18 protein-coding genes are annotated in these 25736 nt (G+C 46.1%); 7 read left to right on the plus strand and 11 right to left on the minus strand.

What is annotated here, in order from left to right; translation table 11 throughout:
• The first annotated feature begins 90 nt into the window (after nucleotides 1-90).
• Nucleotides 91-1542: an aminotransferase-like domain-containing protein gene (locus QMG91_RS25190; protein ID WP_281830747.1), complete on the plus strand. Its 1452-nt coding sequence runs from the start codon at nucleotides 91-93 to the stop codon at nucleotides 1540-1542.
• On the opposite strand, the gene QMG91_RS25195 is transcribed toward QMG91_RS25190, so the two are convergent.
• Nucleotides 1539-1976, minus strand: a complete 438-nt coding sequence (locus tag QMG91_RS25195) for an Lrp/AsnC family transcriptional regulator (RefSeq protein ID WP_004408753.1) — start codon at nucleotides 1974-1976, stop codon at nucleotides 1539-1541. The genes QMG91_RS25190 and QMG91_RS25195 overlap by 4 nt on opposite strands.
• A 159-nt stretch (nucleotides 1977-2135) precedes the next feature.
• Here QMG91_RS25195 and yjeH point away from each other — a divergent pair, with 159 nt between their 5' ends.
• Entirely contained in the window at nucleotides 2136-3389 is a 1254-nt protein-coding gene (gene yjeH, locus QMG91_RS25200) for an L-methionine/branched-chain amino acid transporter (RefSeq protein ID WP_281830748.1), read from the plus strand.
• Between the two features lie 34 nt (nucleotides 3390-3423).
• Here the strand turns inward: yjeH and QMG91_RS25205 are convergent, their stop codons facing one another.
• Nucleotides 3424-4134, minus strand: a complete 711-nt coding sequence (locus tag QMG91_RS25205; protein ID WP_281830749.1) for an SDR family oxidoreductase — start codon at nucleotides 4132-4134, stop codon at nucleotides 3424-3426.
• 495 nt (nucleotides 4135-4629) lie between these two features.
• Here QMG91_RS25205 and QMG91_RS25210 point away from each other — a divergent pair, with 495 nt between their 5' ends.
• Nucleotides 4630-6501: a methyl-accepting chemotaxis protein gene (locus tag QMG91_RS25210; protein WP_004408745.1), complete on the plus strand. Its 1872-nt coding sequence runs from the start codon at nucleotides 4630-4632 to the stop codon at nucleotides 6499-6501.
• Nucleotides 6502-6552: 51 nt separating this feature from the next.
• Here QMG91_RS25210 and lhgO read toward each other — a convergent pair whose 3' ends face one another.
• Nucleotides 6553-7752, minus strand: a complete 1200-nt coding sequence (lhgO, locus tag QMG91_RS25215; RefSeq protein ID WP_281830750.1) for an L-2-hydroxyglutarate oxidase — start codon at nucleotides 7750-7752, stop codon at nucleotides 6553-6555.
• A 123-nt stretch (nucleotides 7753-7875) separates the two neighbouring features.
• Between lhgO and QMG91_RS25220 the strand changes: the two genes are divergently transcribed.
• Nucleotides 7876-9969: a sensor histidine kinase gene (locus QMG91_RS25220; RefSeq protein WP_281830751.1), complete on the plus strand. Its 2094-nt coding sequence runs from the start codon at nucleotides 7876-7878 to the stop codon at nucleotides 9967-9969.
• An 81-nt stretch (nucleotides 9970-10050) separates the two neighbouring features.
• Here the strand turns inward: QMG91_RS25220 and QMG91_RS25225 are convergent, their stop codons facing one another.
• Entirely contained in the window at nucleotides 10051-10494 is a 444-nt protein-coding gene (locus QMG91_RS25225; RefSeq protein ID WP_281832732.1) for an Lrp/AsnC family transcriptional regulator, read from the minus strand.
• Between the two features lie 109 nt (nucleotides 10495-10603).
• Here QMG91_RS25225 and QMG91_RS25230 point away from each other — a divergent pair, with 109 nt between their 5' ends.
• Nucleotides 10604-11035, plus strand: coding sequence for a DUF2000 domain-containing protein (locus QMG91_RS25230; RefSeq protein WP_281830752.1), 432 nt, complete (start codon nucleotides 10604-10606; stop codon nucleotides 11033-11035).
• A gap of 37 nt (nucleotides 11036-11072) precedes the next feature.
• Here QMG91_RS25230 and QMG91_RS25235 read toward each other — a convergent pair whose 3' ends face one another.
• The 5 genes from QMG91_RS25235 to QMG91_RS25255 form a co-directional block, all read right to left on the minus strand.
• Complete coding sequence (locus QMG91_RS25235) at nucleotides 11073-13190, minus strand: TRAP transporter permease (RefSeq protein WP_281830754.1); 2118 nt, start codon at nucleotides 13188-13190, stop codon at nucleotides 11073-11075.
• 85 nt (nucleotides 13191-13275) lie between these two features.
• Nucleotides 13276-14292 (minus strand): TAXI family TRAP transporter solute-binding subunit, encoded by a 1017-nt coding sequence (locus QMG91_RS25240; protein ID WP_022599282.1) that lies wholly within the window; start codon nucleotides 14290-14292, stop codon nucleotides 13276-13278.
• A 333-nt stretch (nucleotides 14293-14625) separates the two neighbouring features.
• Nucleotides 14626-15966, minus strand: coding sequence for a sigma-54-dependent transcriptional regulator (locus QMG91_RS25245; protein ID WP_281830757.1), 1341 nt, complete (start codon nucleotides 15964-15966; stop codon nucleotides 14626-14628).
• Between the two features lie 33 nt (nucleotides 15967-15999).
• A complete protein-coding gene (gene codB / locus QMG91_RS25250; RefSeq protein ID WP_281830758.1) occupies nucleotides 16000-17238 on the minus strand; it encodes a cytosine permease in 1239 nt (412 codons plus the stop codon).
• On the minus strand, nucleotides 17228-19393 hold the full coding sequence (locus QMG91_RS25255) for a transporter substrate-binding domain-containing diguanylate cyclase (protein WP_281830759.1): 2166 nt from the start codon (nucleotides 19391-19393) through the stop codon (nucleotides 17228-17230). Before QMG91_RS25255 ends, codB begins: the two co-directional genes overlap by 11 nt.
• Before the next feature lie 566 nt (nucleotides 19394-19959).
• Between QMG91_RS25255 and QMG91_RS25260 the strand changes: the two genes are divergently transcribed.
• Together QMG91_RS25260 and QMG91_RS25265 are read left to right on the plus strand one after the other, a co-directional pair.
• Complete coding sequence (locus tag QMG91_RS25260) at nucleotides 19960-20451, plus strand: putative pterin-binding protein (protein WP_281830760.1); 492 nt, start codon at nucleotides 19960-19962, stop codon at nucleotides 20449-20451.
• Between the two features lie 2 nt (nucleotides 20452-20453).
• Nucleotides 20454-21539, plus strand: coding sequence for a diguanylate cyclase domain-containing protein (locus QMG91_RS25265; protein WP_004402662.1), 1086 nt, complete (start codon nucleotides 20454-20456; stop codon nucleotides 21537-21539).
• A 141-nt stretch (nucleotides 21540-21680) separates the two neighbouring features.
• Here the strand turns inward: QMG91_RS25265 and QMG91_RS25270 are convergent, their stop codons facing one another.
• Nucleotides 21681-23993: a methyl-accepting chemotaxis protein gene (locus tag QMG91_RS25270; protein ID WP_281830763.1), complete on the minus strand. Its 2313-nt coding sequence runs from the start codon at nucleotides 23991-23993 to the stop codon at nucleotides 21681-21683.
• A gap of 301 nt (nucleotides 23994-24294) precedes the next feature.
• The gene (locus QMG91_RS25275) at nucleotides 24295-25629 is read right to left on the minus strand and encodes an alpha-amylase family protein (protein WP_281830764.1); all 1335 of its coding nucleotides are present in this window, start codon (nucleotides 25627-25629) and stop codon (nucleotides 24295-24297) included.
• Nucleotides 25630-25736 lie beyond the last annotated feature (107 nt).

The raw sequence follows: 25736 nt of genomic DNA on the forward strand, positions 1-25736 counted from the left end.
TTATTGTTTTATGCACACTTTATTGGATACAGATTTACAAAAAAGGTACAGTTGATCGCATATTGATGGGTACAGATTAGAAGGCGAGTGATGGGAAGCAAAAAGTATCAGGAAGTCATTGAGTATATTCACACTCAGATAGCCAAAAACCGTTGGTTAGCTGGGGAGAAAGTTCCGTCAATCAGAACACTCAGTATGGAGCTCTCTGTTTCTCGCAATACGATTATACGCGCGTATCAGGAACTCGAAGCCGCACGAACACTCTATGCAGAACCACGATCTGGCTATCGCGTGCGAGAGGAAACCAGGTCAAACGCACCTTCTCAGGTCGATGCGCCGGGGTATGTCGACCTGCTGGAAACCACTAAGAAGTTTCTTGAAACCCCATTGGCAAACCATCAAATGCCTGCGGGTTGCGCTCATCCTGATACTGACTTTCCTGCCATTAAAACGCTGTATGCCGAAATCGGACGCCAAAGCCGGTATCAAGCCCATATCCCAAGCCATTATCAGTTGCCTCCCGGTAACCATAAGCTGGTGACTCAACTCAGAAGCCTTTGCCTGGACAACGGGATTGAGTGCAATGAGCGTGACATCCTCGTCACGCATGGAGCGCAGCAGGCCATCAGTTTGAGCTTGCAGGCACTGACCTCTCCCGGTGACATCGTTGCCGTTGAATCTCCCTGTTACTTTGGCAACTTATTGTTGATGGAATCTTTGGATCTGAAAGTTATCGAGATCCCCAGTTGCCCGGTTACAGGCATTGATGTAGATGCCGTTGAACAGGCTCTCCAGAAATGGCAGATAAAAGCACTGCTAGTGACTCCCAATTACAGCAATCCAACCAACTCCGTCATACCATTAGAAGCAAGGCAACGCTTGTTGGATGTCTCTGGCGAGTTGCCAATAATTGAAGATGATGTATTCGGAGAACTCTACTTCGATACCAGACTACCGTCTCTGGCAGCATTGGATACGCGAGGGCGAGTGGTTTATTGCAGCTCGTTGTCTAAAACGCTGGATTCTCGCCTTCGACTGGGTTGGCTGGTCGCCGGACGCTATCGAAGTGTGATAGAGAAAAGACTTCTCAGCGATAACATGGGATCGCTCAATCTCATTCAGACAGCCGTTGGCGAGTTTTTGTCTACAGGGAAATATCGCCAGCACCTGATGAAGATTCGTCGTAACTATGCCAAAAAGCAAAAGCAGTTTGTGACCTGGCTTAGAGAGTCACTGGACGAACAACCTGCCTTGAAAGATCAGTACTCGATGAACGTATCAAACGGCAACTATTTATGCTGGATTGAGTTTCCAGAAGGTATGGACAGTGACCTTTTGTATGAGCAATGCTCAAAAGAGAAAATCAGCATTTTCCCGGGTTCGGTCTTTGCCACAGGCGATCAATTTAAACAGTGTGTACGACTGAGCTTTTCACGGTTTGCCCCAACAAGGCACTGGCAAAAAGGGCTCAGAAGATTTTCGGAGTTAGCTGCAACACATTATGTAGGGAAAGCTACTAAGGGTAAGCAAGCGCCGCATTAAAAGCGGCGATTAAAGAATTCAGTCAGCACAGTGTGGGTAATCAGGTGTTTGAGATGCGGCAGTGCCTGAAGTTCATCCCGAATTTCGTTCAGGCGCTTCATGCTAGGGGCTTCGATGTAAACCATCATATCGGTTTCACCGCTTATCGCGTGTGCCCATTTCACTTCGGGTATTTCCCCGACTTTTGAACCGTACTTGTCACAGCTGTGTTCAGCGCGAGAAGTGTCAAAATAGAGCGCGATATAGGCATTAATTGAAGATTCTGGTGGTGCGATTTTCACGTGGTAGCCAAGAATGACGCCATCTTCTTCCAGCTTTTTCATCCTTGACGTTACCGCGCTGCGAGACAAATTCACTTCGCGCGCAATATCGCTCACTGAGCATCGACCATCTTCTGCCAAAATAGCGAGAATTTCCTTATCAAACTTATCCAATTGCTTTCCTGTATTGTTATTTTAACCACTGACACAAAGTGTCAGCGAAATGTGTCATTTTAACGGCGTCTTTCGTCACTTTGCCAGATGTATCTTATTAATAAAAAAGATAGCCTGAAAGTGAAATGCATCATTAAAGTTTCTCTAAAGGATTAGGCATTGCAAGAATTAAAAAAAGAAATCACCCTATTTTCTGGTATTGGGCAGTTGTCCACGACGTTACTTGGCACAGGTTTGTTTATGATCCCGGCAATCACCGCCGGAATTGCGGATAAAGCGTCCTTGTGGTCCTGGCTCATTCTCTTTATCGCGATTTGCCCCATCGCCCTCACCTTTGCCATGTTAGGAAGACATTTCCCCAATGCTGGAGGTACGGCACATTTTGTTAGGCTGGCTTTTAACGCCAAGTTAGAGCGAAGTGTTGCCTGGCTGTTTTTGTCCGTCATCCCTGTAGGAGTTCCCGCTGCGGTTTCATTAGCCGCCAGTTTCGCTACGCCCTGGCTTCCGGAAGCCATCCGAAGTCAGTTTCTTGCAGAATGCTTAACCGTTGCCTTGCTATTGGGCGTGAATCTTCTGGGCAGTAAGTCATCTTCTCAACTCCAGACCGTGATTGCCCTGAGTTTGTTTACCCTGATCATTTTGTTTTTTTGGCAGGGTGAGGTTCAACCTTCCGATCTCACCATGCCCTCTTTCTCCTCTGTCGACTGGGTTTCGGTTGGCTCCGCACTGGCGGTTATGTTCTGGTGCTTTGTGGGTATCGAAGCCTTTGCCCACATGGGTGAAGAGTTTAAAAATCCAAAGCGGGATTTCCCCATTGCTATTGTGCTGGGCTGCTTTGTTGCTGGTTTAACTTACTGGGCGTATTCTGTTGTAGTCATCAAATTTCAGGCTTATGGAAGTGTTGAAATGGAAACGGGAGCTATTCCTTGGATTACAGAGCAGCTCTTCGGTGTACAAAGTAAAATCATAATCAGCGTCGTGGCATTTTTTGCCTGCTTCGCCAGCGTGAATCTGTATCTTCAAAGCCTCTCTCGCATGCTCTGGAGTCAGGCTCGTCAATACAAGCCAGAGGGAAAGCTCGCTCAGCTTTCAAACCGAGGTGTACCTGCAAACGCGACTTATGTAATCAGTATTACCCTGTTGCTTTCCCTGCTATTTGGACGCGTGGTTGGACTGGATCTGGAAATGTTTGTGAAACTGGCCAATGGCATTTTCGTCCTTATCTACCTGCTCGCCATGTTGTCGGCAGTGAAGTTGTTGACCGGTTTTTCTAAAAATCTGGCGTGGCTGTCTCTGGTTCTCTGTGTTCTGGTTTTCGCCTGCCTGGGATGGGCAATGCTTTACGCTCTGATCATATTCGCGCTATTACAGCTTCCTATCAGAAAAAGAAAAGAGCCACCAATCTACAATTAGTGGCTCCCAAATAAATTGACATGTAAGGGGCGAGCTACAGGCTTGCCCCACCGTCTACATCAATAATTGAACCTGTCATAAACCCACTTTCCATTACTGAACGGGTCAACGCGGCAATTTCATTGGCATTCCCTATTCGCCCGACGGGGAGCATTTTAGCGGCAACATCAAACATGCTGTCTCTTACATCCATTGGCATGTTAGAAAACGCATCGGTTTCCGTCAGACCAGGGGAAATTAGGTTAACCCGCCTTGGTGCAAGCTCAATAGCAAGCGTTTTGGTCAGAGCTTGTAGTGCGCCGTTGACCATAGCAACACCACCTGTGTCCAGCATGCCTTTTCTTCCGGCAACACCACCAAACAGCGTTATCGACCCTTCTTTGGAAAGCTTCTTAGCCATTGCCTGAATCACCCGAAGATAACCCAGCGCTTTAACATCAAAAGCGTTCGAAATGGCATTGAGAGACGTGGCAACTATCGGTCCCCAAGCGACGGCGCCACTTCCGACTAACACCAAGTGATCGATATGGTCGATATGTGCTGCGAGCTTCTGAACACTTTCTGTGTTGGAGAGCTCCATAAAGTGACCATTGACGAATCCGTTTTCTATTTTTGCCTGAGCCTGCTCGATGGATTTCAAACTTCGCCCAGTGATCGTCACCTGATATTGATTAGATTCAGCAAGTTGTTTTGCTAAAGCCAAACCAATACCTTTTGTTCCACCTATTATCAGCACATGTTCCATATCGTGACTCCTTTCTTATTATTTCCGCTCTCGTTGAAATCTAACGTTTCAACTAAGAGCGTATTGTTTAGCGCATCCCCCAGCCCGGAATATAACGTCCAAATATATTCTTTAATCAACCTGATTCATTGGTTAAATAAGCCAAGTCAGATCGCAAGGGTATAAATTAAGCGTAGATGGGGTTTTCGAAAAGTGCCTGTAATTCAAGTCATTTAGTGAACTTTTCCCTGAACTTTGAGAGCCTGTCAGAAAAACGATGAATTTTCGAATCACGAATTAATTCAACAATCGACATAAAATCACAAAATAAGGTGAATATTTTGTAAGAAATATTTAAGATATACGTCATACTCTACTCGTTACTAACTAAAAACTCAGTTTCGGTAGTAACCACTAATAATAATATTCTTACCCACCTTGTTCTGAGGTAGTGGGTATCTAAAAGTACTTTATCCAAACGCAACGAATTCGTTTGGAAGTGGTAGAGGGATAACTATGAAATTTAGCCATAAGGTTGTTGCTGCTTCTTCGATATTACTGTTGATCATTCTTAGCGTTCTGACTGCCCAGCAGTATTTCTCTATGAAATCTGAGCTGGAGCATCAAGTCACCGAAAGCGTGAGTGAAATTGTAGACGGGGTTCGAAACACGGTCGCAGCAGACATAAAAGGCAAAAAAGAACTGTCGCAGTATGCCACTGACATGCTTCAGGCAGATCTGCGTAATCGCGACTATGTTGAAGGCGTTATCAGTCAGGCAAGCATCAAACAAAACTTTTTGCTGGCAGGACTGGGTTATGAAAATGACGGCTCTAACGTAAATAATGACCCAGGCTGGAACCCAGGTTCGGACTGGGATCCAAGACGCCGCCCTTGGTACATCGACGCCAAGAATGCAGGCAAACTTATCATCACTGCGCCATACGCTGACTCAGCAACTGGCGAGATTCTGGTTTCTATCGCTGTGCCTGTGCGCGAAAACGGCAGTTTTGCCGGGGCCATCTTCTACGATGTAAGCCTTGCAGGTTTGGCGGAGGTCGTGAACAAAGTTGACCTCTTCAATGCTGGATTCCTGTTTATTGTGGCCGGTGACGGCACCATCATTGCTCACCCAGATGTTGATAAGAACGGTAAGCAAATGAATACCTTCTTACCCAATGTGTCTATTTCTGAAGAAACTCAAGAGATAGAGTTAGAAGGTCAGCTCTATGCGACAGATTTTTCTAAAATTCCGGGTGAAGACTGGTATGTGGGCGTAATGCTGGATGAAAGCATCGCTTACTCCGCGGTGACCGACCTGCGTAATCATTCGATCGTTTATACCCTTGTCGCTTTGGTCATCAGCATTTTTGCGCTGCTTTTCTTAATCAAAGTACTTATGCGCCCGTTGGATTCATTAAACGACGCCATTCAAGATATGGCTTGCGGTCAAGGGGATCTGACCAAAAGGTTAGACACCAATACCGATGCGGAATTTGCCTTGCTTGCATCGGGGTTCAATACGTTTGCTGAAACACTCCAGCAACGCATTCAGCGGACTAAAGAAATCAGTGACAGCATTCGCAGTGTAACGGAAACAACGGCGCAAGGTGCTCAGGATTCCGCAACTGCCATGAACACTCAGATGCAGGAACTTGAGCAACTGGCGACTGCAATGAATGAAATGGCAACCACCTCTTCTGACGTCGCAACCAATGCGCAGGGCGCTGCTTCGGCTGCGAAAGAAGCGGATAGTGCGACAGAAGACGGAACCAAAGTGGTAGGCTACACCACTCAGGCAATCAGTGATCTGTCGACCCGTATTGATGAAGCAGTAGAACAGGTGAGACAACTTGAGTCGGCAACCTCGAACATCGAAACCATTCTGGAGGTGATCAACGACATCGCCGACCAGACCAACTTGCTGGCATTGAATGCTGCGATTGAAGCGGCGCGTGCAGGGGAATCAGGTCGCGGATTTGCGGTGGTGGCAGACGAAGTTCGTACGCTGGCACAACGTACTCAGGAGTCGACAACTGAAATCCGCAACATGATTGAACAGCTTCAGTCTGGCGCAACAGCGGTTGCCAGTGCCATGGGGCAAAGCAAAGAAACCGCCGATGATACCGTTCAGAAAGCACAGGAAGCGAACATTGCTCTGGAGCGTATCCGTGGCGCTATTCAGCAGATCAGCGACATGAATATTCAGATTGCATCCGCCGCTGAAGAACAGAGTCTGGTGGCGGAAGAGATCAACAACAACACCATTAACATCAAAGATTTGTCTGAACAGGTAGCTACCGCCGCTGAAGGGGCAAACGAGGCAATGGCGTTGCAGACTCAACATGTAAGGGATCAGGACGAGGTGATGAGTAAATTCATCGTCTGATTTCTGTAAAGGGTCTTTTGACTCTGGTTACCGAAAAATGCCTGACCCACGTCAGGCATTTTTGCTTTTCACCTTGTCACAAATGTAGTTACCGATAGGGATTGCAGACGTCGCTGCAGGAGAAGGCGCATTACACACGTGCAAACTGCGTTTGGATTCTATAAATAGAAAATCATGTACTAAGGTGCCGTCTTTCAATACCGCCTGAGCCCGAATACCCGCCGGATAAGGTTCAAGATCATCCAGTTCAATACTCGGGCAATACTTGTTCACCAGTTTTAAATATCCGGGCTTCCACCAGGAGTTTCGAGTCTCAGCCAGACCGGTTTTAAAGTGCTTAGCAAGCACACGCCAAAAACCCGAGAACTGAACCATTTCCAGAGTATCTTTCACGCTAAAGTTGAGTTTTCCATACCCTTCCCTTTTCCAGCCTTGCACCGCATTTGGACCTACCGTTACGCTGCCATCAATCATACGTGTCAGATGGACGCCCAGAAATGGCAGATCCGGATCCGGAATGGGATAAATCAGATGATTTACCACCTGATTGTGTTTTGGCGCCAGTCGGTAGTATTCACCGCGAAATGGAACGATCTGGAATTCGACGGGAAGATCCATCAATGTCGCTACTCTGTCTGCCATTAGGCCACAACAGGCAATCAGAAATGAGGATTGGATACGCTCTTTCTGATTGATTTCTACTTCGACTCTTTCCGCATTTTCATCCAAATCCGTTACCGCAGAGCCGTAGCGAATCTCTCCCCCCATCACTGTAAACTCTTCAGCCATGGCATTACAGACTTGGGTATAGCTAACAATACTGGTTGTGGAAACGTAAATAGCGCCCAAGCCAGTGATATTAGGCTCTCTTACTTTCAGTTCCTCCTGGTTAAGCATTTCAACATCAATACCGTTGGTCTGACAGCGTTCGAACAGAGCTTCCATTCGGGTCACTTCCAGCGGGGTTGTCGCCACCAGTAACTTTCCGCAGTTTTCGACCGGAATGTCGTGTTTGGCGCAGAAAGATTTGGTTGCTTCCACACCCTCTCGGCAAAACTGTGCTTTCAGACTGCCCGGCGCGTAATAAACACCAGCATGAATAACGCCACTGTTATGCCCTGTCTGGTGCTGTGCCAGCTTTTGCTCTTTCTCAATCAATAAGATATCCGCTCCTGGCTCGCGCTGTTTGAGCTGCCATGCGGTAGACACACCAACAATGCCACCGCCCAAAATCACGTAATCGTATTGCATGTGTTTCGCCTACCTTTACCAGTATTTAATCTTATGTTTTGTTTCACAATTTTGTTACACCTTGGCTACCAGCAACAGCACTTTTGCTAAACTCTTGTTCAATTAGTGACTGAGGACAAGAAGTTGTCACGACCCCTTCGAAAGCTACCTGTAATATTGTTGGTTATTCTGGCAATGAGCCTGACCTTATTGTTTGTTCGAGACACAGCAAAAGGCTGGTTGCTGGATCGTACCCACATGAATGGACAAGACCGGCTCCTGATCTACGTTGGTGATATACGGAGAACGCTGGCAAGATACGACTTTCTTCCCTATCTGATTGCTGAACATGAGCCAAGTCGCGCGTTGCTAGAGGGCGATACAACACAGTTAGGCGTGGTGGAAACCTATCTTGCTCAGCTTGATAAGGCTTCGCAAACCCGTGGCTGGCACCTGTTGAATGCCAAAGCCAGTTTAGTGGCCAGCAGCAGCCCGGTTTATCAGTGGCGTGAATCGGATGGTTTAGCCATTCAGTCTTTGATGCAGCAACTAGGTGGCGAAGTCGTTACCCTGAGCTACCTGTCTCAGGGGCAGGCAAGGTACTACCGAGCCGCACCCATTTATGGCAGTACTGGGCTGATTGGTATTGCCGTCGCGAGAATCAATCTGGAAACGTTGTCGGAATCATGGCTGGCCAACAATGAGTTCCTCTTGATCTCAGATCAGCACAAACGCTTTTTCCTCTCCAGCGCTCAATCGATTCTGAATAATCAGCTTGGCAAAGACAGCATGCCTTCCCTGCGCCCATTTCTGCTTCCCGACGGCACCGAAGTGAATCTTGTGGATTTTGAGCGCAGCCCCTATCTGGTTCAAAGCGTTAACCTCGACGACTTAAAATGGAACATTCACTATTTAACGCCCATTAAGGAGCTGGACGACACAGTAAATACCGTCACCCTAATTGCTGCCATCTTAATGTTGCTGGTGGTTGTGGTGGTATTGCTCACCATCGAGCGACGACAGAAAATCCGTTCCAGAGAAGCATTGCAGCAGGCGATTTCCGATTCAGAGCGACAGCTACGCTCGATAATCTCAAAAACTGATGTCGGTCTTCTGATGCTGACGGAACAAGGACGCGTGGCATACATCAATCCTATGGCGCTGCGATACTTTGGTCTTTCCGAACCACTGGCAACCAACATGGAAGCGTGGCAGCTTTTTGAAACCATGGTTGGTAACACTACCGTTATGTCGATGCTGAAAGATCTCTCTAAACACAAGGACATCGCTGAATTAAGTGCGGTTGAGGTCATGGCGCAGCGAAGTGATGGTTCCCGTTTTCCTGTTCTGTTCTCTCTGACTTACATAACGTTTGGTGCGCAGTCGGGTTATCTGGTCACGCTGATCGACATTAGCAAAAGAAAGAAAGCGGAAAACGCGCTGCAAAAAGTCAATCATGAACTGGAAGAGCGAGTCAGGGCACGGACCATCGAACTGGAAGCTGCGCAGGATGAACTGGTTCAAAGCAGTAAGATGGCAGCCCTCGGGAGAATGTCGAGTGCCATTACTCATGAGCTGAACCAGCCTTTGACCGGAATCCGAACCTTATTATCCAGCAGTGGTTTGTTAATAGAACGAAACCAAACCGAACAGCTGAAAGCCAATATGAGCTTGGTGGATAGCCTGATTGATCGAATGGCTGCGATGACATCCGAGCTGAAAACCTTCTCTTATAATCGTTCTCAGGAATTGGTCCCGGTTTCGTTAACCTCTGCGACTGAAGAAGCGCTGACCTTACATGCAGATGCTCTGGAAAAGGTTGAGGTTGTTCAAAACTGGGAACCCAACCTTCCCTATGCACTAGGAGATCCTCACCGGCTAACTCTGGTTATCGGGAACCTGATTTCAAATGCAGTGGATGCCATGGATAAAACACAGTCTCCTAAACTTTCCATCTGGGGTACAACCAATGATGACAGGGTGGAACTTCATATCATGGATAACGGTATGGGCTCGTCCGATGAAGCTTTGACTCACATGTTTGAACCTTTCTACACAAGCAAAAAAGTAGGAAAAGGACTGGGCTTGGGGCTGGCAATATCAGCCAACAGCATGAAGGAAATGCAGGGAAAGGTCTGGGCTAGAAACAACGCAGGGCAAAGTGCAGAAAATAAAAACGCCACACCAGATTGGAGTGCTGGCATGACGTTTTCTTTGAGTCTAAAGAAGGAGAATTAGAGCCTTTCTTTACTTGCCTTAAAGACATATCACTTGGCAATAACGGCATAGAACAAGAAAACTCAAATACACACCAACTCATTAAGAACGTTCATCTTTTGGTGAGTCCATCACTACATGCGTCGTTATCGTGGCAACATAAGGAAGAATACCCAAAGTATCGGCATGAAACGCTTTGTAGGCTTTTATATCTTTCGTCTCGATACGTAAAAGGTACTCAAATTCACCCGTTACATTGTGGCATTCACTCACTTCTGAAGATAAAGCGATCGCATCTTCAAACTCCTTTTGTGCACTTCTGGTATGGGTAGAGAGACCAATACTCACGTAGACGATAAATCCTCGATCAACGAGCTCGCTATCCAGAGAAACCCTGTACCCTTTGATAACACCCGTACGTTCCAGTTCCTGTACTCGTCTTAAACAAGCAGACGGTGAAAGCCCTACTTTAGCTGCAAGCTCGGCATTAGTGATTCGTCCATCCAAATGGAGCTTTTGCAATATTCTTTCCCCAATTCTATCTATATTCAAATTTTATTGCTCCATGTGAACTTCAATAACAATATAAGCAAGAACATTCAGTGTATCTCAAAATATAATGATGTAGATAATTTACTTAACAGAGGATGCCAATTTGTCGGGTTTACCAAATGACACTCAAAAACGTTTTGTCGCCGTATTAAACAAGAAAGTGGAAACTGGCAGAGCACTCAATGTTCTGGGGCACTTGAGTGTCGCTCTTGCTGATCTATTAGAAAAAGGGAATGCATGTTATGTCGATTATGAGGATAAGGATGGCAATATTCATCCAAATATGAGTCATTACCCTTTTATTGTTCTCAGAGCGGACAATTCTAATAAGCTACGTAAGTTAAGAGAGGGGGCGTTAGAGAACAATATTACATTTACTGACTTCACCGACACCATGATTGAAGGTGGTTCAGATGAACAGCAGAGGCGCACCAAAGATACGCCTGAGTCAGATTTAAACTATTTGGGTATCTGCTTGTTTGGCAACTCAGAAGAACTTCATACCATCACCAAAAAATTTAGCCTGTATAAATAGATTTCCTCCAATGAAAAAGCAGGCTTTCGCCTGCTTCTTAATCTGTCTCCAATGTATACGATTTATTTTCAGCCCGATAGCTGTGATAAAACAGCGCGACAAACGATGCCAGTGCTACAAGACGAACCGCGAGTGGTATTTCAGGCCACATCATGACGACACCAAGTGCTGCGACCAGTATTCTCATCCACCAGCTCAGCGTAGACTCTAAGTAACCTTCTAATGCCGCTATCAGAGCGTATACGCCAAATACCGAGAATATACCGATAGTGATCACCGCAACCGGATCCCAACTCACTAACGCGGTATAAGCCATGATGACTGGAACAATGTACAAACCTTTGGCAATTTTCCACGCCGTCAGTCCCGTTCGCATAGGCGGAGTTCTGGCTATGGTCGCTGCGGCAAACGCGGTTAAACATACTGGCGGGGTAACGTTACTGTCTTGCGATAGCCAGAAAATGATCAGATGCGCCGCAAGTAAAGCCAGGCCAACTTTCTCCATGCCAATCGCCTGTTCTAACAAAGTAGGCAGGAAGTCGGCGGGCACTAACGCAATCAGGTTCTGTGCCTGTTCAACAGACATCGGCGAATTGAGTGCCGCCAGTTGGTCGGGTGCCGCCAACATAAAGATGGCTTTCGCCTCTTCTGGCAATTGCCCTAACGCCAGCATATCCAAAAGCTGGTCCTGAGCAATCAGGTTGTACAACGCAGGCGCGGACAACGTACCCAACACTATGTATGCCGCAGTTACCGGAAGCCCCATACCTAAAATAAGAGAGGCTAATGCGATCAGCAGCAACATAATCAACAGTGAACCACTCGCCCACTCATTGATCATCAGAGAGAAGGTGTTCCCTACTCCGGTTGTACTGATCACATTGATAACCAAACCAATACCCGTGAGTAGTACTGCCGTTGTCGCCATGTTTCTCGAACCTTGTGCCAGCGCTTCGAATATGGCTTTTATGCCCATCTTGTTCGGCGATAGCCAGGATGCAACCACCACAGATACAATCGAAATTCCCGCGGCATAAGTCGGCGTGAAACCCGATACCAGCAAGTAAACCAGTACCACCAGCGGAATCAGGTAGTGCCACCCACTCGCCAGTACTTTGAGAACGGGTTCGCTATTGGAATCGACCTGATGAACGCCACTGCGCTTGGCTTCGATACGAACAAAGAAGGCTACCGACAGAAAGTAGATCATTGCTGGCACAATCGATACTGCGACAATATCGACGTAAGGAATTTGCGTATAGGAAGCCATGATAAACGCACCCGCTCCCATAACAGGAGGCATCAACTGCCCTCCGGTAGATGCTGCGGCTTCCACCCCTGCTGCAAATCGTGATGGAAAGCCTGCTCTCTGCATCAAGGGAATGGTGATCACCCCTGTTGATACCGTGTTCGCCACACTGGATCCCGATACGGATCCCATCAGACCAGAGCCCATTACCGCAACAAATCCCGGTCCGCCAATGACTTTGTTCGCCGCAGCGCGAGACACGTCGATAATGAAGTCCCCTGCTCCCGAGCGAACTAAAAACGCGCCAAACAGGATGAACATGAATACGTAGCTCCAGCTGATTCGGGAAATGGTTCCGAACATGCCTTCCGAAGAATAGAAGCTGCGGTACAACAGTGTTTCTGCGCTAAGACCCGGAAAATGAAACACACCCGGAACCCACTGACCCCACCAAACCACATAGGTAAGGGAAATCACAATAAGCACTGGGATAAACCAACCGATGGTACGACGGATGATTTCAAGCACCACCACAATACTGATGATGGAGAACACCCAATCGGAGGTGACAAATTTCACCCCTCGATCATAGAGCGCATCTTCCGCCAGAGGAATGTAGATCAGACAGGAAACTGCTGCCGCTGCGACAACCATGTCTATTGCTAGCGCGAAACGACTTTTCTTCCAACTTTTTCGAGCAGGATAAAGCAAGGCGCAAACAACGGAAAAACCCGCAAAGTGTGTCGCGGATACCCACAATTCGGGTAACGTCGCCAGTGTATTAAACCAAATATGTAATCCCGCCAGCACAATGCCTACGGCGGTAATCAACGTCGTCAACCAGGGAAAATCGGTTCGAATGGGCAGCTCAAATTGCGCCAGATCGACGTCTTTTTTATCTTCCATGATGTATTCCTCATGTACTGCAGACAATCTATTCCCGAGCCGGGCGGGGGGACACCGGCTCAGGAACAGTAACCTGAGTCAGGTATTATTGAACGATGAGGTGAGAAGGAATCGCGATGCCCTGTTCTTTGTAGTAACGCGCCGCGCCTGGGTGAAGCGGTACAGGCAAGCCAGCAATCGCTTTTTCAATCGCCATTGCTTTCGTTGCTTTGTGAATGCCATTCAGGAACGTCAGGTTTTCATAAATGGTCTTAGTCAGCAGATACACGTCATCATCGCTGATGTCATCACGTACGGCTAAGAAGTTAGGTTGTGCGATGGTGTTGATGTCTTTTTCCTGACCCGGGTAGGTGTTCGCAGGAATCACAAAGCGAGTCCAAAGCTCATAACCGTTGTTCGCTTCCTTGATTTGCTCATCGGTAAAGTTCAGGATTTGAATTTGGTTACCTAAAGCGGCATAGGCACGAGTCACCGCGCTCACTGGTACACCTGCCGGAGTGTTCATACCATCAATCGCTCCGTTTTGCAGCGCATCTGCACTCGCACCATAACCTAGGTAAGCCAGATTGAATTTATCCGGATCCACATTCAGGCCAGACATGATCTGACGACCGGAACCTTCAGTCCCTGAGTTTTTCTTACCAATAGAAAACTTCTTGCCATTCAGCTCTGCAAGATCGCTTACTGTCCCTGTTTTTGCGAATTTTGAACGCACTACAAAGTGCTCAACGTTTTGCCACAACATGGTGACAGAGCGCAGGTTTTTCTGAGGACCAGACTGTTTCACTTTACCTTCGCCATTCCACGCCCATGCGCCATACAACCCTTGCAGAATCGCAAACTGAGCTTCGTTTTCGCGCAGAAGTTTTACGTTCTCACCAGACCCGGCAGAGCTGATGGCAGAAAGCGCAAACTTATGTTTGGGTTCAAGTTTAATTTTACTTAGCGTCGCAAGTGCTACACCGACAGGGTAATAAGTACCACCGGTGGATGCTGTCGCCAGTATGTAGCTGCGATTTTCTGCTGCATTCGCAACGCCGGTTACCGAAGCTGCAAGTGTCGAGGCAAGAAGAAGGGATTTCACAAGTTTGTTTTTTAACATGTTTACGCTCCATGTAGGGTTATTGACTCACTCAAATTCAATTTGGTGAGATTGTTGTTTCTCCCTACATGGCAACTTACATGCCAAAACATAAATCTTTGTTTTTATTTAATTAAATAATTTTCAGTAGTAGAAATGAGCAAAAATGTGCTGATTAGATAGGAAATGAATGAGCAAGATCTTGCTCATTCGATCAATTGTAAATTCCTTGTTAAAACTGACCTCTGGGCAATATTTTGACCTTTAAACTGAAGAGCTTGCCGTGATAGGCAAAATTTTGCTCATTTCAAACTCGCGCGTCTGGGGGAGTTTAATGAGTGTTTTTGCAGTCCCTTACTTACCCAAATAATCTTGTCGGCTTAACCCGTACTTTTGCATTTTTTGATTAAGGGTTCGGCGAGGTAGGTCGAGTTCAGCCATCACCTGAGTGATATTCCCTTTGTGCTCTCTTAGCGATTTATCGATCACTTTTCTTTCGAAATTGTGTACCTGAGTTGCCAGAGAAAGCGTATTAACGACCGGCTCAGAGCTCAGTGATGCAGATTCAGAAAGTATGTCAGCAACAGACAGATCATCATGCGCAAAACGCGTCGCCACATTCTTGAGTTCACGTACATTGCCTGGCCAGCCATAACTCAGCAGCGTTTGTTTGTCGCTCAGTGTAGCTGGTCTACAGCTTGAATTTGCCTGACGGGAGTAGTGTTCAAACAGAAGCACAACGTCTTTATCTCGTTCTCTGAGAGGGGGAAGAGTCAGTTGAGCAACGTTCAAACGGTAATAGAGATCTTGGCGGAAATTTGGGTGATCAAACAGATTGTCTTTAGCAGCTGCGACAACTCTCAAATCTATATTGATGGGCTGATTAGCTCCTACCCTTTCGACGGTGTGTTCTTGCAAAGTCCTGAGCACTTTCACCTGCATTGAAAGCGGCATGCTTTCTATTTCATCCAGAAACAAAGTGCCTCTGTCGGCGTATTCCAGCTTCCCTATTCGCTGCTTTCCTGCCCCAGTGAAGGCACCGGCTTCATGTCCAAACAACTCACTTTCGAACAGGTTTTCTGGAATGGCGGAGCAGTTTATTGGAACAAACCGGTGCACGCTCCGTCTGCTCAGTTTGTGAAGGCAGTTAGCTACCAGTTCTTTACCACACCCTGTTTCACCATAAACGATTACATTGGTATCCATGGCTGCAATTTTGGCTAATTGCTGTCGGAGGTTCACCATAACTTCACTCTGACCAATCAAAATTTGCTCTAATCCATCCAACTGCTCCAGATAATCTAGACGCTGCTGACTCTCTTTCTTCGCCTGCAAAGAAGAGAAAGCATCACTGACGGTGTCAATCAATCTGTCTGGGTCGAAAGGCTTTTCCAGAAAATCATAAGCTCCTTCTCGCAGCGCTTTAACCGCCATGTCCACATCACCATGCCCTGTCACCAACACGATTGGCACATTAGGGACTCGGTTCAAAATGGCATTCATCAGAGTCAGACCATCAGAATCTGGCAGCCTGACATCACTGACGATCACACCGGTGAAGGTGGGAGAGATCCCTTCTAATGCAGATGTACCATCGGCAAACTCCGTCACCGAAAAGCCTGCCAGTTGCAGCCATTGGCTTGTCGCCTGACGAACGATGTCGTCGTCTTCGATGAGTACGATTTGAGAATCCATTCTTCTTGCCTTATTTCGGTTAACCTTTTGTGGTTATATTGAGCGAGATACCCACGCTTTCACTGGTTTAAACTGTAGCACCCAGTAAGAGGTCATGGCTACGATCACCGCGTTTACCGGACCTATACCCGGAATCGTCAGCGCGCCAAACACACCTAGCGCTACGGCAGCTATCCCACACCAGTTTATTTCTTCAAACTCGACGTTGGCATAATCCAGATATTCTCTGCGGCGTGTCAGATAATCCGCAATGATAACGCCACCAACAGGTGGAATCGCTATCGAAAGGAAGTGTAACCAATCAATGAAATGATCATGCAGCCACAGGGCGAATATGGTTCCGAGAAAACCGTTGAGTACCGACAAATGATGACTTGGCAATCGGGTGATATTAGAAAATGCCAAACCTGAAGCATACAGAGCGTTGTCGTTAGTGGTCCAGATATTCAGCCCCAGAACAACGATGGCAGGAATCAGCAAGCCCTGCGCCAGCATCGTATCAAACAGATCAGCATAACCGATGCTGTAACTGCTGAGAGCACCAAGAACAAACATCACGGTATTACCTGCGAAGAAAGCCAGAGCGGTGATGAATAGTGCCTTCTTGTGGTTCTTTGCAAAGCGAAGGAAATCGGCACTTAATGTCGCGGCACTGACAAAGGTTCCCACCACTAAAGTTAACGCTTCCGACATCGTCAGTTTGTTCTGCATATCGCCAAGCTCACCATAAAGCGCGCCCACGCTGAACGTTTCCAGTGCACATTTTACCGAATAACCACCAAACAAAAGTATGGCAGGGACGGCAATGGCAGACAGGAATATCAAAGCAGACATACCAAAGTAAGCGGTGCTCACCATCAGTAGCCCGCTTACCGCAATCAGTATTTTTACATCAACGCCTGTTACCTTACTGACCGGGATGGCAAACATTGCAACACCAACACCAAACCAGCCAACCTGGGTTCCCCCCAAAATAAGTGACGGCAGCCACGATCCTTTGTGACCAAATGAGAAATGAGTTAACAGGTGGGTAGACAGCCCGGTGGTAGAGCCGATATACCCTAATACCCCAGCATAAGTGGCGAGCATCAGGTTTCCGATGAGAACAACCCAGACAAATTCAGAGCTGGAAAGCCCGTTCCAGACTACCCCACCAGCCTGCATACTGGCGGAAAAAAAGGTCAACCCAACTAATACTAGCCCCAGAGCTAGAGTTCGCTTTCGGGCGTAATAAGGAACAGGTCTCAGGCTGAAATTTTCATCAAATATCATGCCCTTTCCCTTTATGCTCTAAGTGAAAGTCGGTGTAACTGGTAACAGTGTTGCGACCCATTCGTTTGGATTGATAAAGCGCCCTGTCCGCACGCTGCATTAAGTCTGTCAACGTGTGTTTTGGGAAGTATTGCGCAACGCCAAAGCTACAACTCATGGAGCCAACTTCTTCGAATTGCTCCGAGTTAACCGCTCTTCTTAGCGTTTCTGCCAGGTAAGACGCTTGTTCTTCGGTCTGACCCGGGCATATCACAATGAGTTCTTCACCACCCCAACGCCCTACCAGATCAGAGCCTGATATGTGGCTTTCAAACAAACGGGACATGGTGATTAACGCCTGATCTCCAATTAGGTGACCGTAGTGGTCATTCAGAATTTTGAAATGATCAATATCGCCCAGAATGACGCTGAACGGCTTTCGGCTGAACCCAAACTGCGCGACCTGCTCCGCCAGCACGGTATCAATGGTATAGCGGTTGTACAGCCCTGTGAGCCTGTCTTTGGTAGAGAGTTCTTCCAACTTCCTGTACTTCACTTGCAAAACGTAGTAGCTGTACCCCATGGCACCCACGACAATACAACCAATCACCAGTACCGCCCAAACCAAACGATTATCGCTGACTGGCTTATAGTTCACAGGTGTCCAGGAATTCAGAATGGAAGAATGCAGGCGAATATCCATGTTCTCTATCGCCTTATTCAGAATTTCGGCAAGCTGGGCTTCATCTCGGCTGACACCAACGCTCAGCGGAAACGCCTGATTCATGCGGCTCCCCACCATTAGATTCGGGAAGTAGTGCTGCAGGTGATAAGTCACAACGGGCAAAGCGCCAATGAAGCCAAACAGCTCTTTGTTTTCGACCATCTGCAAACCGGTATATGCCGAGTCTACGGGCACAAAATTGATGTCTGGATAGCGAGCCTGAAATTCATCCGCCAGTCCATGATTGCGATTGAAACCAATGTAGCGCCCTGCCAGTGCGCTGATTTCGGCGGCGTAAGGGGTATTCTGGTGTATCGCAACCGCAACAGGTAAAGATAAGTAAGGCTGAGTGTAAACCAGATAGTTCAGGCGAGACTTAACAGGGCGACTCAGGCTTAAAATGTCACAGGCTCCGGAATCGACAGCTTTTAAAGATTCTTCCCAGCTTGAGGTGGGCACATGTTCGAATTTGATGTTCAGGCTTTTTTCAAAGAACTGCACATATTCGCCAGTCATGCCCTGAGGTTTACCATCCAATACGCCTTCCACAGGCAAGAAATCCGGATGAATACAGTATCGAACGCGTTGCTTTTTATTCAGATAGTTTCGATCTTCTCGGTTGAGATTAAGAACATTGACTTTGTTTGCCTGATTATTGGTCAGCCATTTGCGTTTTAGTGACTGAATGGTCTCTGGTGAAAGAGAGCGATACGCTTTGTCCAGAATTGATGCCAGTTGCGGTCTGTCGCTTCGCACCGCCAGCGTCTGGAAATAAGTACCGAGGTTGGCATTGTCTGCCAACGAGAACACACGAAGCGGAGAATCGATGTAATTTTCAAGATAAAAGCGCAGCACTTGTTCACTGTCCATTGCTGCATCCGCCCCACCACTGATCACCTTCTCGATGGAGTGAAGCGTATCCTGAGTTTCTATTAATCGTATGTCTGGATAATTTTCCCTAATCACGGGAATTTCTGCCGCGCCTTTAACCACCGCCAGTGTTTTGCCGATGAGATCAGACAAGCTGGTCACGGAAGTGACAGAGTCACTAAATAGCAATGCGTTGGTTACGGCAAAAACTTTTGAATCGGTAAAGGTCGCAAACTGCTTTCCCTCTGAAGTTGGGGTCATGTTGGAGATGATGTCGATCTCCCGCGCTTTCAGTTTTTCCAGCGCTTCTGTCCAGTCTGCTACGTCAACAAACTTAACCCTACTCCCGACCTGCTGAGCCAGTAAGAGGATAAGCTCGGTCGAGTAGCCTTTCCGCTCACCAAATTCACGATAGTTGAACGGCGGCCAATAATCTTCCGAATGAACCTTCCAAACGGGATGACGTTCAAGAAATAGCTTTTCTTCAGCCGTTAGCGCTTCCTCTCCCTGAGCTTTAGCCACCAAAAACAGCGTTACCACCAATGGAATTATCCAACGCAGCAAGTGAATAAATTTATACATCTAGGGGGGAGCATCCTCTTAAAATATGAGCTTCAAATTAAATATGAGTTTAGATATGGATTTAGTATCACATTTGGCTAAGCCGAAATTTTAACTCACCTAAGGATGATACCGATTCCAATTCCTTAATACTTTATAGTCATGTGTGATCGAGTTCAAAACTCACTATTTAATTTTATAGTTTTAATGCAGTTAAATAGTATTAACTGATGAATAGTGTGAACACACACATTGCATGCAGTGCATATATATAAAAATAACTTCATAAAAATTGTGTATTTAAATCATTTTGGCATTCGTTTTTTCTAATTATTTCCTAAACTTAATATGGAAAAATATGAATTTTGAGCCACAAGATAAAATATTTTCCTTGAGAAGAGATTTAATTATGACGAGTTGTTAACACACGCGTGGAATTTTCACACTAGATTCGTTCATAACAAGTTGAGCCGTATGCTATTCTTGTTTACAAGACAAATCTCAAAATTCATACACCTGAAAGGCGTTTCGCTCTAAAATAATAAAAACATCAACAATAATTTCGTAAAGCTTTCCGCGGAGGGGACATGTTCTTAAATTTTAAAAACGCGTTCGTTTTTATTTTTTTACTTATATTTTCGGCACTTACTTTAGCACAAAGTGATAGAACGATACTGACCGTTTCTGGTCAGGTGGAAAAAAGCCGAAAATATTCGTTGCAACAAATTCAGTCGTTCCCACAATTGTTGATTACCACTAATACCCCATGGACCAATGAAGCGCATAGCTACAAGGGTCCGACTCTTGAAGATATTCTTAACGATGCCAAGGCAAAAGGTTCTTGGCTGACCTTAAAAGCGCTGGATAAATATCAGGTGACGGTTGACTTCGAGCGCATTCGCCAGTTCAAACCCATCTTGGCTTGGGAAGATAACGGAAAAAAGATGACAGTAAGGGGTAAAGGTCCATTGTGGCTAATACTGCCAAAAGACCACCACAAAGAGCTTGAAGCACAAATTTTCAATGATTACATGGTTTGGCAACTCGTAACCATTGATGTCTTCAGTGAGGAGCCCTAAGAATGCCGCTACCAAGCCGTCTTCAGACTCCTGTATTACTGACTGTAGCGATCCTGTTTACCCTTTGTGCCGTTGTTAGTGTGACTCAAATAGTCAAAAGCCTGGATCTGCTGGCGGTTAACGAGCACTCCACCGGGCGGGCTATTGTTCAGTTAATGCTACTGCATCAGGAATACATGAATGACGCAGAGAATTATTTCAGAGGGCTAATTGAAGTAGACGAGCTGCTGACCAGCTATGACTTAACCTGGTCTGCCTTCGAAATATTACTTGTCGGTTCCGAGTCTGCAAATTTAATGGAAAGACAGGGACGGCTTGAAATTATTGTCGATACTTTTGAATCTTTTAAAGAACTTGACCCCACACTGGATTCTTTTAACGAGATTCATTTTTCACAATATCTCGCTCACGGTCAGCAAACCTCCGAAACCATTAATGCTTTGCTAAACGAGGAGTTTCAGCGAGTCTCAGAGAAAAATTATTCCAGAGATTTGGAGCTGGTGCGTCTGAACAGCATCATGGGTTACAGTTACGCGGGGCTGGCGATTTGTGGCAGCCTTCTGCTTTACATTACGTTAAAAGATCGACGTAAAATAAGCCACCTGGCCTACCATGACTCTCTTACCGGGCTTGCCAATCGAGCCGCACTTCAAAACCAACTTATCGACCTGAAACGTCAAAACAGCGCCGAATTTACTGTGCTCTTACTCGATCTGGACGGTTTTAAACTGGTGAATGACACTTATGGTCACGACGTGGGAGACCGGCTTCTCAAACGCATCAGCGCTCGATTACTGAAAACCTGTGGTGAAGGCGACTTTATCGCACGTCTGGGTGGCGATGAATTTGCCATTATTCAACACTCTCAGGAAGAGCCTCAGGTTCTGCCTGAGAAAATCATTGAGTCTCTCTCTAAACCTATCAAGGTTGGCTCGGTGGATTGCAAAGTTGGTGTAAGCATTGGTATCTGTCTGGCAAGCGAATATCAGGACACTTGGGTCGACATTCTTAAGGCTGCGGACATTGCCATGTATCAGGCAAAATCTAATGGCGGCAATAGCTACGACTTCTTTGATGATGCTGCTTAACTCTGTTTAGAAACCTGAACGACAAGTCGAACTTTCTCTATTAAGGTCTGTTGACCTTAGATACTCCAAGAATAAAAAAACAGCGCGTATTTACGCACTGTTTTTCATTTTCTAGTGACTTATGAATCCAGAATCTATGGTCTAGTATCTGAACTGACCCACTTTGCGGTTCAAGTCCGTCGCCTGATCCGACAGACCATTGACCACGCCTTCTATATCGTTAGTCTGGCTTGTTACTCGGACTGAAGCATCAGCAATCATAGTGATGCTGTTACTGATGTCCTCTGTAACCGTGGATTGCTCATTGGCAGCCGTCGCAATCTGCAGGTTCATGTCGTTCAGCTCTGTAAGCATGTTGGTAATCTGCTCCAGCATTTCGGTGTTCTGACGACAACTTTCTGTGCCTTTTTCAACCGAAGAGTTGGCGTTATTGATTCCCGATGCCACAGCCTGAGTTTCACCCTGAAGGGCTTCAATTTTGCCCCGAATCTCTTCAGTAGAAGACTGAGTTCGGCTCGCCAGAGAACGAACTTCATCAGCCACCACAGCAAACCCTCGACCTTGCTCACCTGCCCGAGCCGCTTCTATCGCTGCGTTCAAAGCAAGTAAGTTTGTCTGCTCGGCAATTGACTGAATAACATCGAGCACTTCACCAATGGAGTTGCTTTCTTTAACCAGCCTTTCGATGGCTTCGTTAGCGCTTTCCATTTGAGAAGTCAGCAGCCCCATCTCATTGCCAAGCTCACGACCAACCATGGCACTTCGCTTACCTGTATCGTTTGCATTCTTCACAAACTCAGCCGCACGACTGGCAAACTGTGCAACTTCAGAAACCGAAGCGCTCATTTCGTTAATCGCTGCAGCAACTGCATCCGACTTGGTGTGCTGATCATTCACGGCATTTCGCGTATCAACCATGCTGGTAGACATATGCTGGCTGTTTTCCGTCAGTTCATTGGTTGCCACTGAGAATTCCCGAATAATGCCTTGAAGCTGCTTGAAGAGCCCATTGACAGCAACCGCAAGTTCAGACATTTCATCTTTACCTTTTTCATCCAGTCTTGCCGTTAAGTCTTTAGAACCACTGATCTCAGTAATTTGAGCCGCCGCCGCTTTGATTGGTCTGGCGATGCCACCACCGACAATGGAAGCGCCAATGGCAGACAACACCAAGAGAATCACAGTACTTAAACCTACAGCGGTGAACACGGCACTGTTAAGTGCGCCTACATCGGCAAGCGCTTCCGCTTCATCTATTTCACTCAAAATCGCCCATTTAAGACCTGCTACGGTGATCGGACCGTACGCAGAAAGAACAGGAACGCCGCGGTAATCGAGGATAATCTCACTACCTGTCTGACCAGATAGCGCTGCCTGGCTACCTACCGTATTGACGGGCTGACGACCAATTGCACTGTCTTTGTCGCTAATCGCAGAGACGATTTGATTCGAAACCCCTGCACTGGTCAGTGCTGCCAGATAGCCCGGTTTGTCTTCTAACAAGAATCTGGACTGGCTTCTGAGAAGTGTATCTGGTCCCACAAGGTACGTTTCACCGCTCGCTCCTAACCCTGCATCCGCCCACTTACCGTCGTAGGTCATGATGCTGTTTATCGCATCAACGGGCATCTGGAAGACAAGAACACCTAGCTTATCGTTACCATCATAAACCGGAGCCGCCATAAAAGACGCTGCCGCTTCATACGATGGATAGTAGGGTTTAAAGTCGACAAGGAAGAACTGATTTTTAGCCTGTGATTTAGCGCCATTAAACGCTTCTGCCAACCCGCTATTTTTATAAGGTCCGGAAATTAAGTTCGTCGCGTAGTCCAGTTCTTTAAATACTGAATAAACAACGTTTCCTGAATTATCCACGAGGAAGATATCGTAATATCCAAACGCTTCAAGAAAGTGTCGGATAGAGGGATGGTAAAGCTCGTGAGCAACATCATATGAGGTATTTAGTGGATCTTTATCTAAAAGATGTTTTTCACCCAGACCATTAGAATTAACGCCAATATAACGAGCCTGTAAAGCAACACCGATATCATTTATTTGGCTGAGTCGGTTGAGCTCGTTCGCTGAGTTCTGGCCATTACTTTCCCGGTAAGTTTTCCCAAACTCACTGCTGTAATAGTTTTTAAGTTTATTTCTGTCAGATTCAGATACACGATTTTCTGGATAAGAATTAAAAGCGGCGGTGAAGTCTTTAAGTGCCGACTTAGTGGAATTATTATCCGCTAAGGTTTCTAATTGATATCGAATCTGATCGAAGTAACTTTCGATTTCCCGTTTTTTTATTTCCCGAATAGAAATAAGTTGGCTAGTTGCTCTATCATAAATAGCCTGTTCCGATAACCCTGATGCTCTCCAGGCAACGAAGTTTCCGCTAACGATAACGCCTATCGCGCAGAGTGAAGAACAAGCGATAATAATTTTTGTTGCGATCTTCATGTTTCCAACCCTATCAGCCTTTCTACCATTATTTTTATAAGAATGTAGGTAATAAATTCATAGAACCTAATTCTAGCCTGCTGACTTTGCTATAAATATTTTAAAAAATAGTCCACATTTCTCAGTGTGGTACAAAATGTAATGAGATACATACCACCTTCGTATAAAGATCACGGTTATTTGAATAATGTCTTGTATTTAAGACATATATTTTATAGGAATTTGATATAACCACTCTTAATATAAGGATTAATTGTAACCGCGAGACCCACATAAAAAATAAAGTGAGCCAATCAACAAATTATGAGTAGATGATTAAGTAGCTATTCGGTTTAATTTCAAGAGATTCGGAAATGCATTTAAAATCATAATCAATTGATGTATTACTCACTAATAGTTCATCAACAGATTTTATATTTTTACCTTTGTTTAGTGCTATTAACCCCACTTTATCTCTGGAAATTATAATGACATCTTTATCTACAAATTCGACTTTCATTTGATGACCGTAAGTCAAATTATGAAATTCCAATAAAGATTTCATTTTTTGGCTGCGCCAGTTTTCCGCCCAACGAGATATATTCTCTTTTTCTGAAAAAGTTCGCTCTGGTGGCTCAGCATAAATCAGCGGTACACCACCATCACGCCCAAGAATATAGGCATAAGCCAGCCATTCGTTCGACTCTGACATCACCAAACCTTCAAACACGCGATTATTTGGAATGTCGTGAGTGGTCGCAAAAGTGACAGCCCTTGGATTAGACAGAGCCTGTCCCAGTGCATAAGGGTTGACCAAAGATTCGAAACTGCCTTTGTCACCTAGTGCATTAAAAAGAGTGTTGAAGAGTGGAAAGTCGTACGCTGCAAGCTGTGTTTTTTCCAGGTAAGGTTTGAGGAAAACTTCGTATTCCTGACGAGTTGCACCACCATCTGTGATGATTTCTCCGAAGATATGCATGCCCTCGGTGATGTCTGGCGTCCAAACCTTTTCCAGATGACTGAGGCTGATGTGTTTGGCGGCATCAATACGAAAGCCACGCACTCCCATCTCTTTCATCGCTTTTAGATAGAGTCTTTGCTGTTCAATGACGTGCGAATTATCCGATAATGTTGGTAAACCCGGGTCAGCCGGTCCACTGCTGATTCTTCCGTTTTGTACTTCCCACTGATCTTGCCAGTCGACAATACCAAAAGGCTCGATAAAATCTCGCTCAGTAAAAAGAGGGACAGATAGATCGCCGAACAGTCTCAGCTCAGAATAGAGCTCCGGATTTGATTGGTATTCTTGTATATCTGCATCGGAAGGAAATTGTAAGTCGCTGCGAATATCCGACTCGTTGGCCATGTGATTAAACACTACGTCCACATAAACCCAGAGATCGTGGTAGTGGAGCTCCGCCATCATAGCTTTAAAATCGAGAGTATTGCCAAGTGGGTTGTCTATTACACGATAATCCTGCGGCTGATAGCGCTGCCACCAGTACTTTCCGCGGTCAGATTTCATCGATTTTAACGGGGGAGAAACCATGACAGACCGATACCCCAGAGACCTTATCTCTGACGCATGTTCTGCAACTTCTCGGTAAGTCCAATCAAATACGTGCAGGATGGCATTGGCTCTTTCACCTTGCTCCATCTTTAACCACTCTCAATCACTTTAGACGGAGCACTATGTTACTTAGATATCTGATTTGATTGCAATCCCCAAGATTTGTTGACCTTTAGCCGTTAAATTCCGCTCGA

The sequence above is a fragment of the Vibrio nigripulchritudo genome, from assembly GCF_027924785.1.
In the GTDB taxonomy this organism is placed as follows: domain Bacteria; phylum Pseudomonadota; class Gammaproteobacteria; order Enterobacterales; family Vibrionaceae; genus Vibrio; species Vibrio nigripulchritudo.

Bases quoted from the DNA above. Each gene is read 5' to 3' on its own strand.
- QMG91_RS25275 (WP_281830764.1), bottom strand. From the start codon at position 25,629: ATGGAGCAAGGTGAAAGAGCCAATGCCATCCTGCACGTATTTGATTGG.
- QMG91_RS25260 (WP_281830760.1), top strand. From the start codon at position 19,960: ATGTTCTTAAATTTTAAAAACGCGTTCGTTTTTATTTTTTTACTTATA.
- QMG91_RS25265 (WP_004402662.1), top strand. From the start codon at position 20,454: ATGCCGCTACCAAGCCGTCTTCAGACTCCTGTATTACTGACTGTAGCG.
- QMG91_RS25245 (WP_281830757.1), bottom strand. From the start codon at position 15,966: ATGGATTCTCAAATCGTACTCATCGAAGACGACGACATCGTTCGTCAG.
- QMG91_RS25190 (WP_281830747.1), top strand. From the start codon at position 91: ATGGGAAGCAAAAAGTATCAGGAAGTCATTGAGTATATTCACACTCAG.
- lhgO (WP_281830750.1), bottom strand. From the start codon at position 7,752: ATGCAATACGATTACGTGATTTTGGGCGGTGGCATTGTTGGTGTGTCT.
- QMG91_RS25270 (WP_281830763.1), bottom strand. From the start codon at position 23,993: ATGAAGATCGCAACAAAAATTATTATCGCTTGTTCTTCACTCTGCGCG.
- QMG91_RS25210 (WP_004408745.1), top strand. From the start codon at position 4,630: ATGAAATTTAGCCATAAGGTTGTTGCTGCTTCTTCGATATTACTGTTG.
- QMG91_RS25255 (WP_281830759.1), bottom strand. From the start codon at position 19,393: ATGTATAAATTTATTCACTTGCTGCGTTGGATAATTCCATTGGTGGTA.
- QMG91_RS25240 (WP_022599282.1), bottom strand. From the start codon at position 14,292: ATGTTAAAAAACAAACTTGTGAAATCCCTTCTTCTTGCCTCGACACTT.
- QMG91_RS25235 (WP_281830754.1), bottom strand. From the start codon at position 13,190: ATGGAAGATAAAAAAGACGTCGATCTGGCGCAATTTGAGCTGCCCATT.
- codB (WP_281830758.1), bottom strand. From the start codon at position 17,238: ATGATATTTGATGAAAATTTCAGCCTGAGACCTGTTCCTTATTACGCC.
- QMG91_RS25205 (WP_281830749.1), bottom strand. From the start codon at position 4,134: ATGGAACATGTGCTGATAATAGGTGGAACAAAAGGTATTGGTTTGGCT.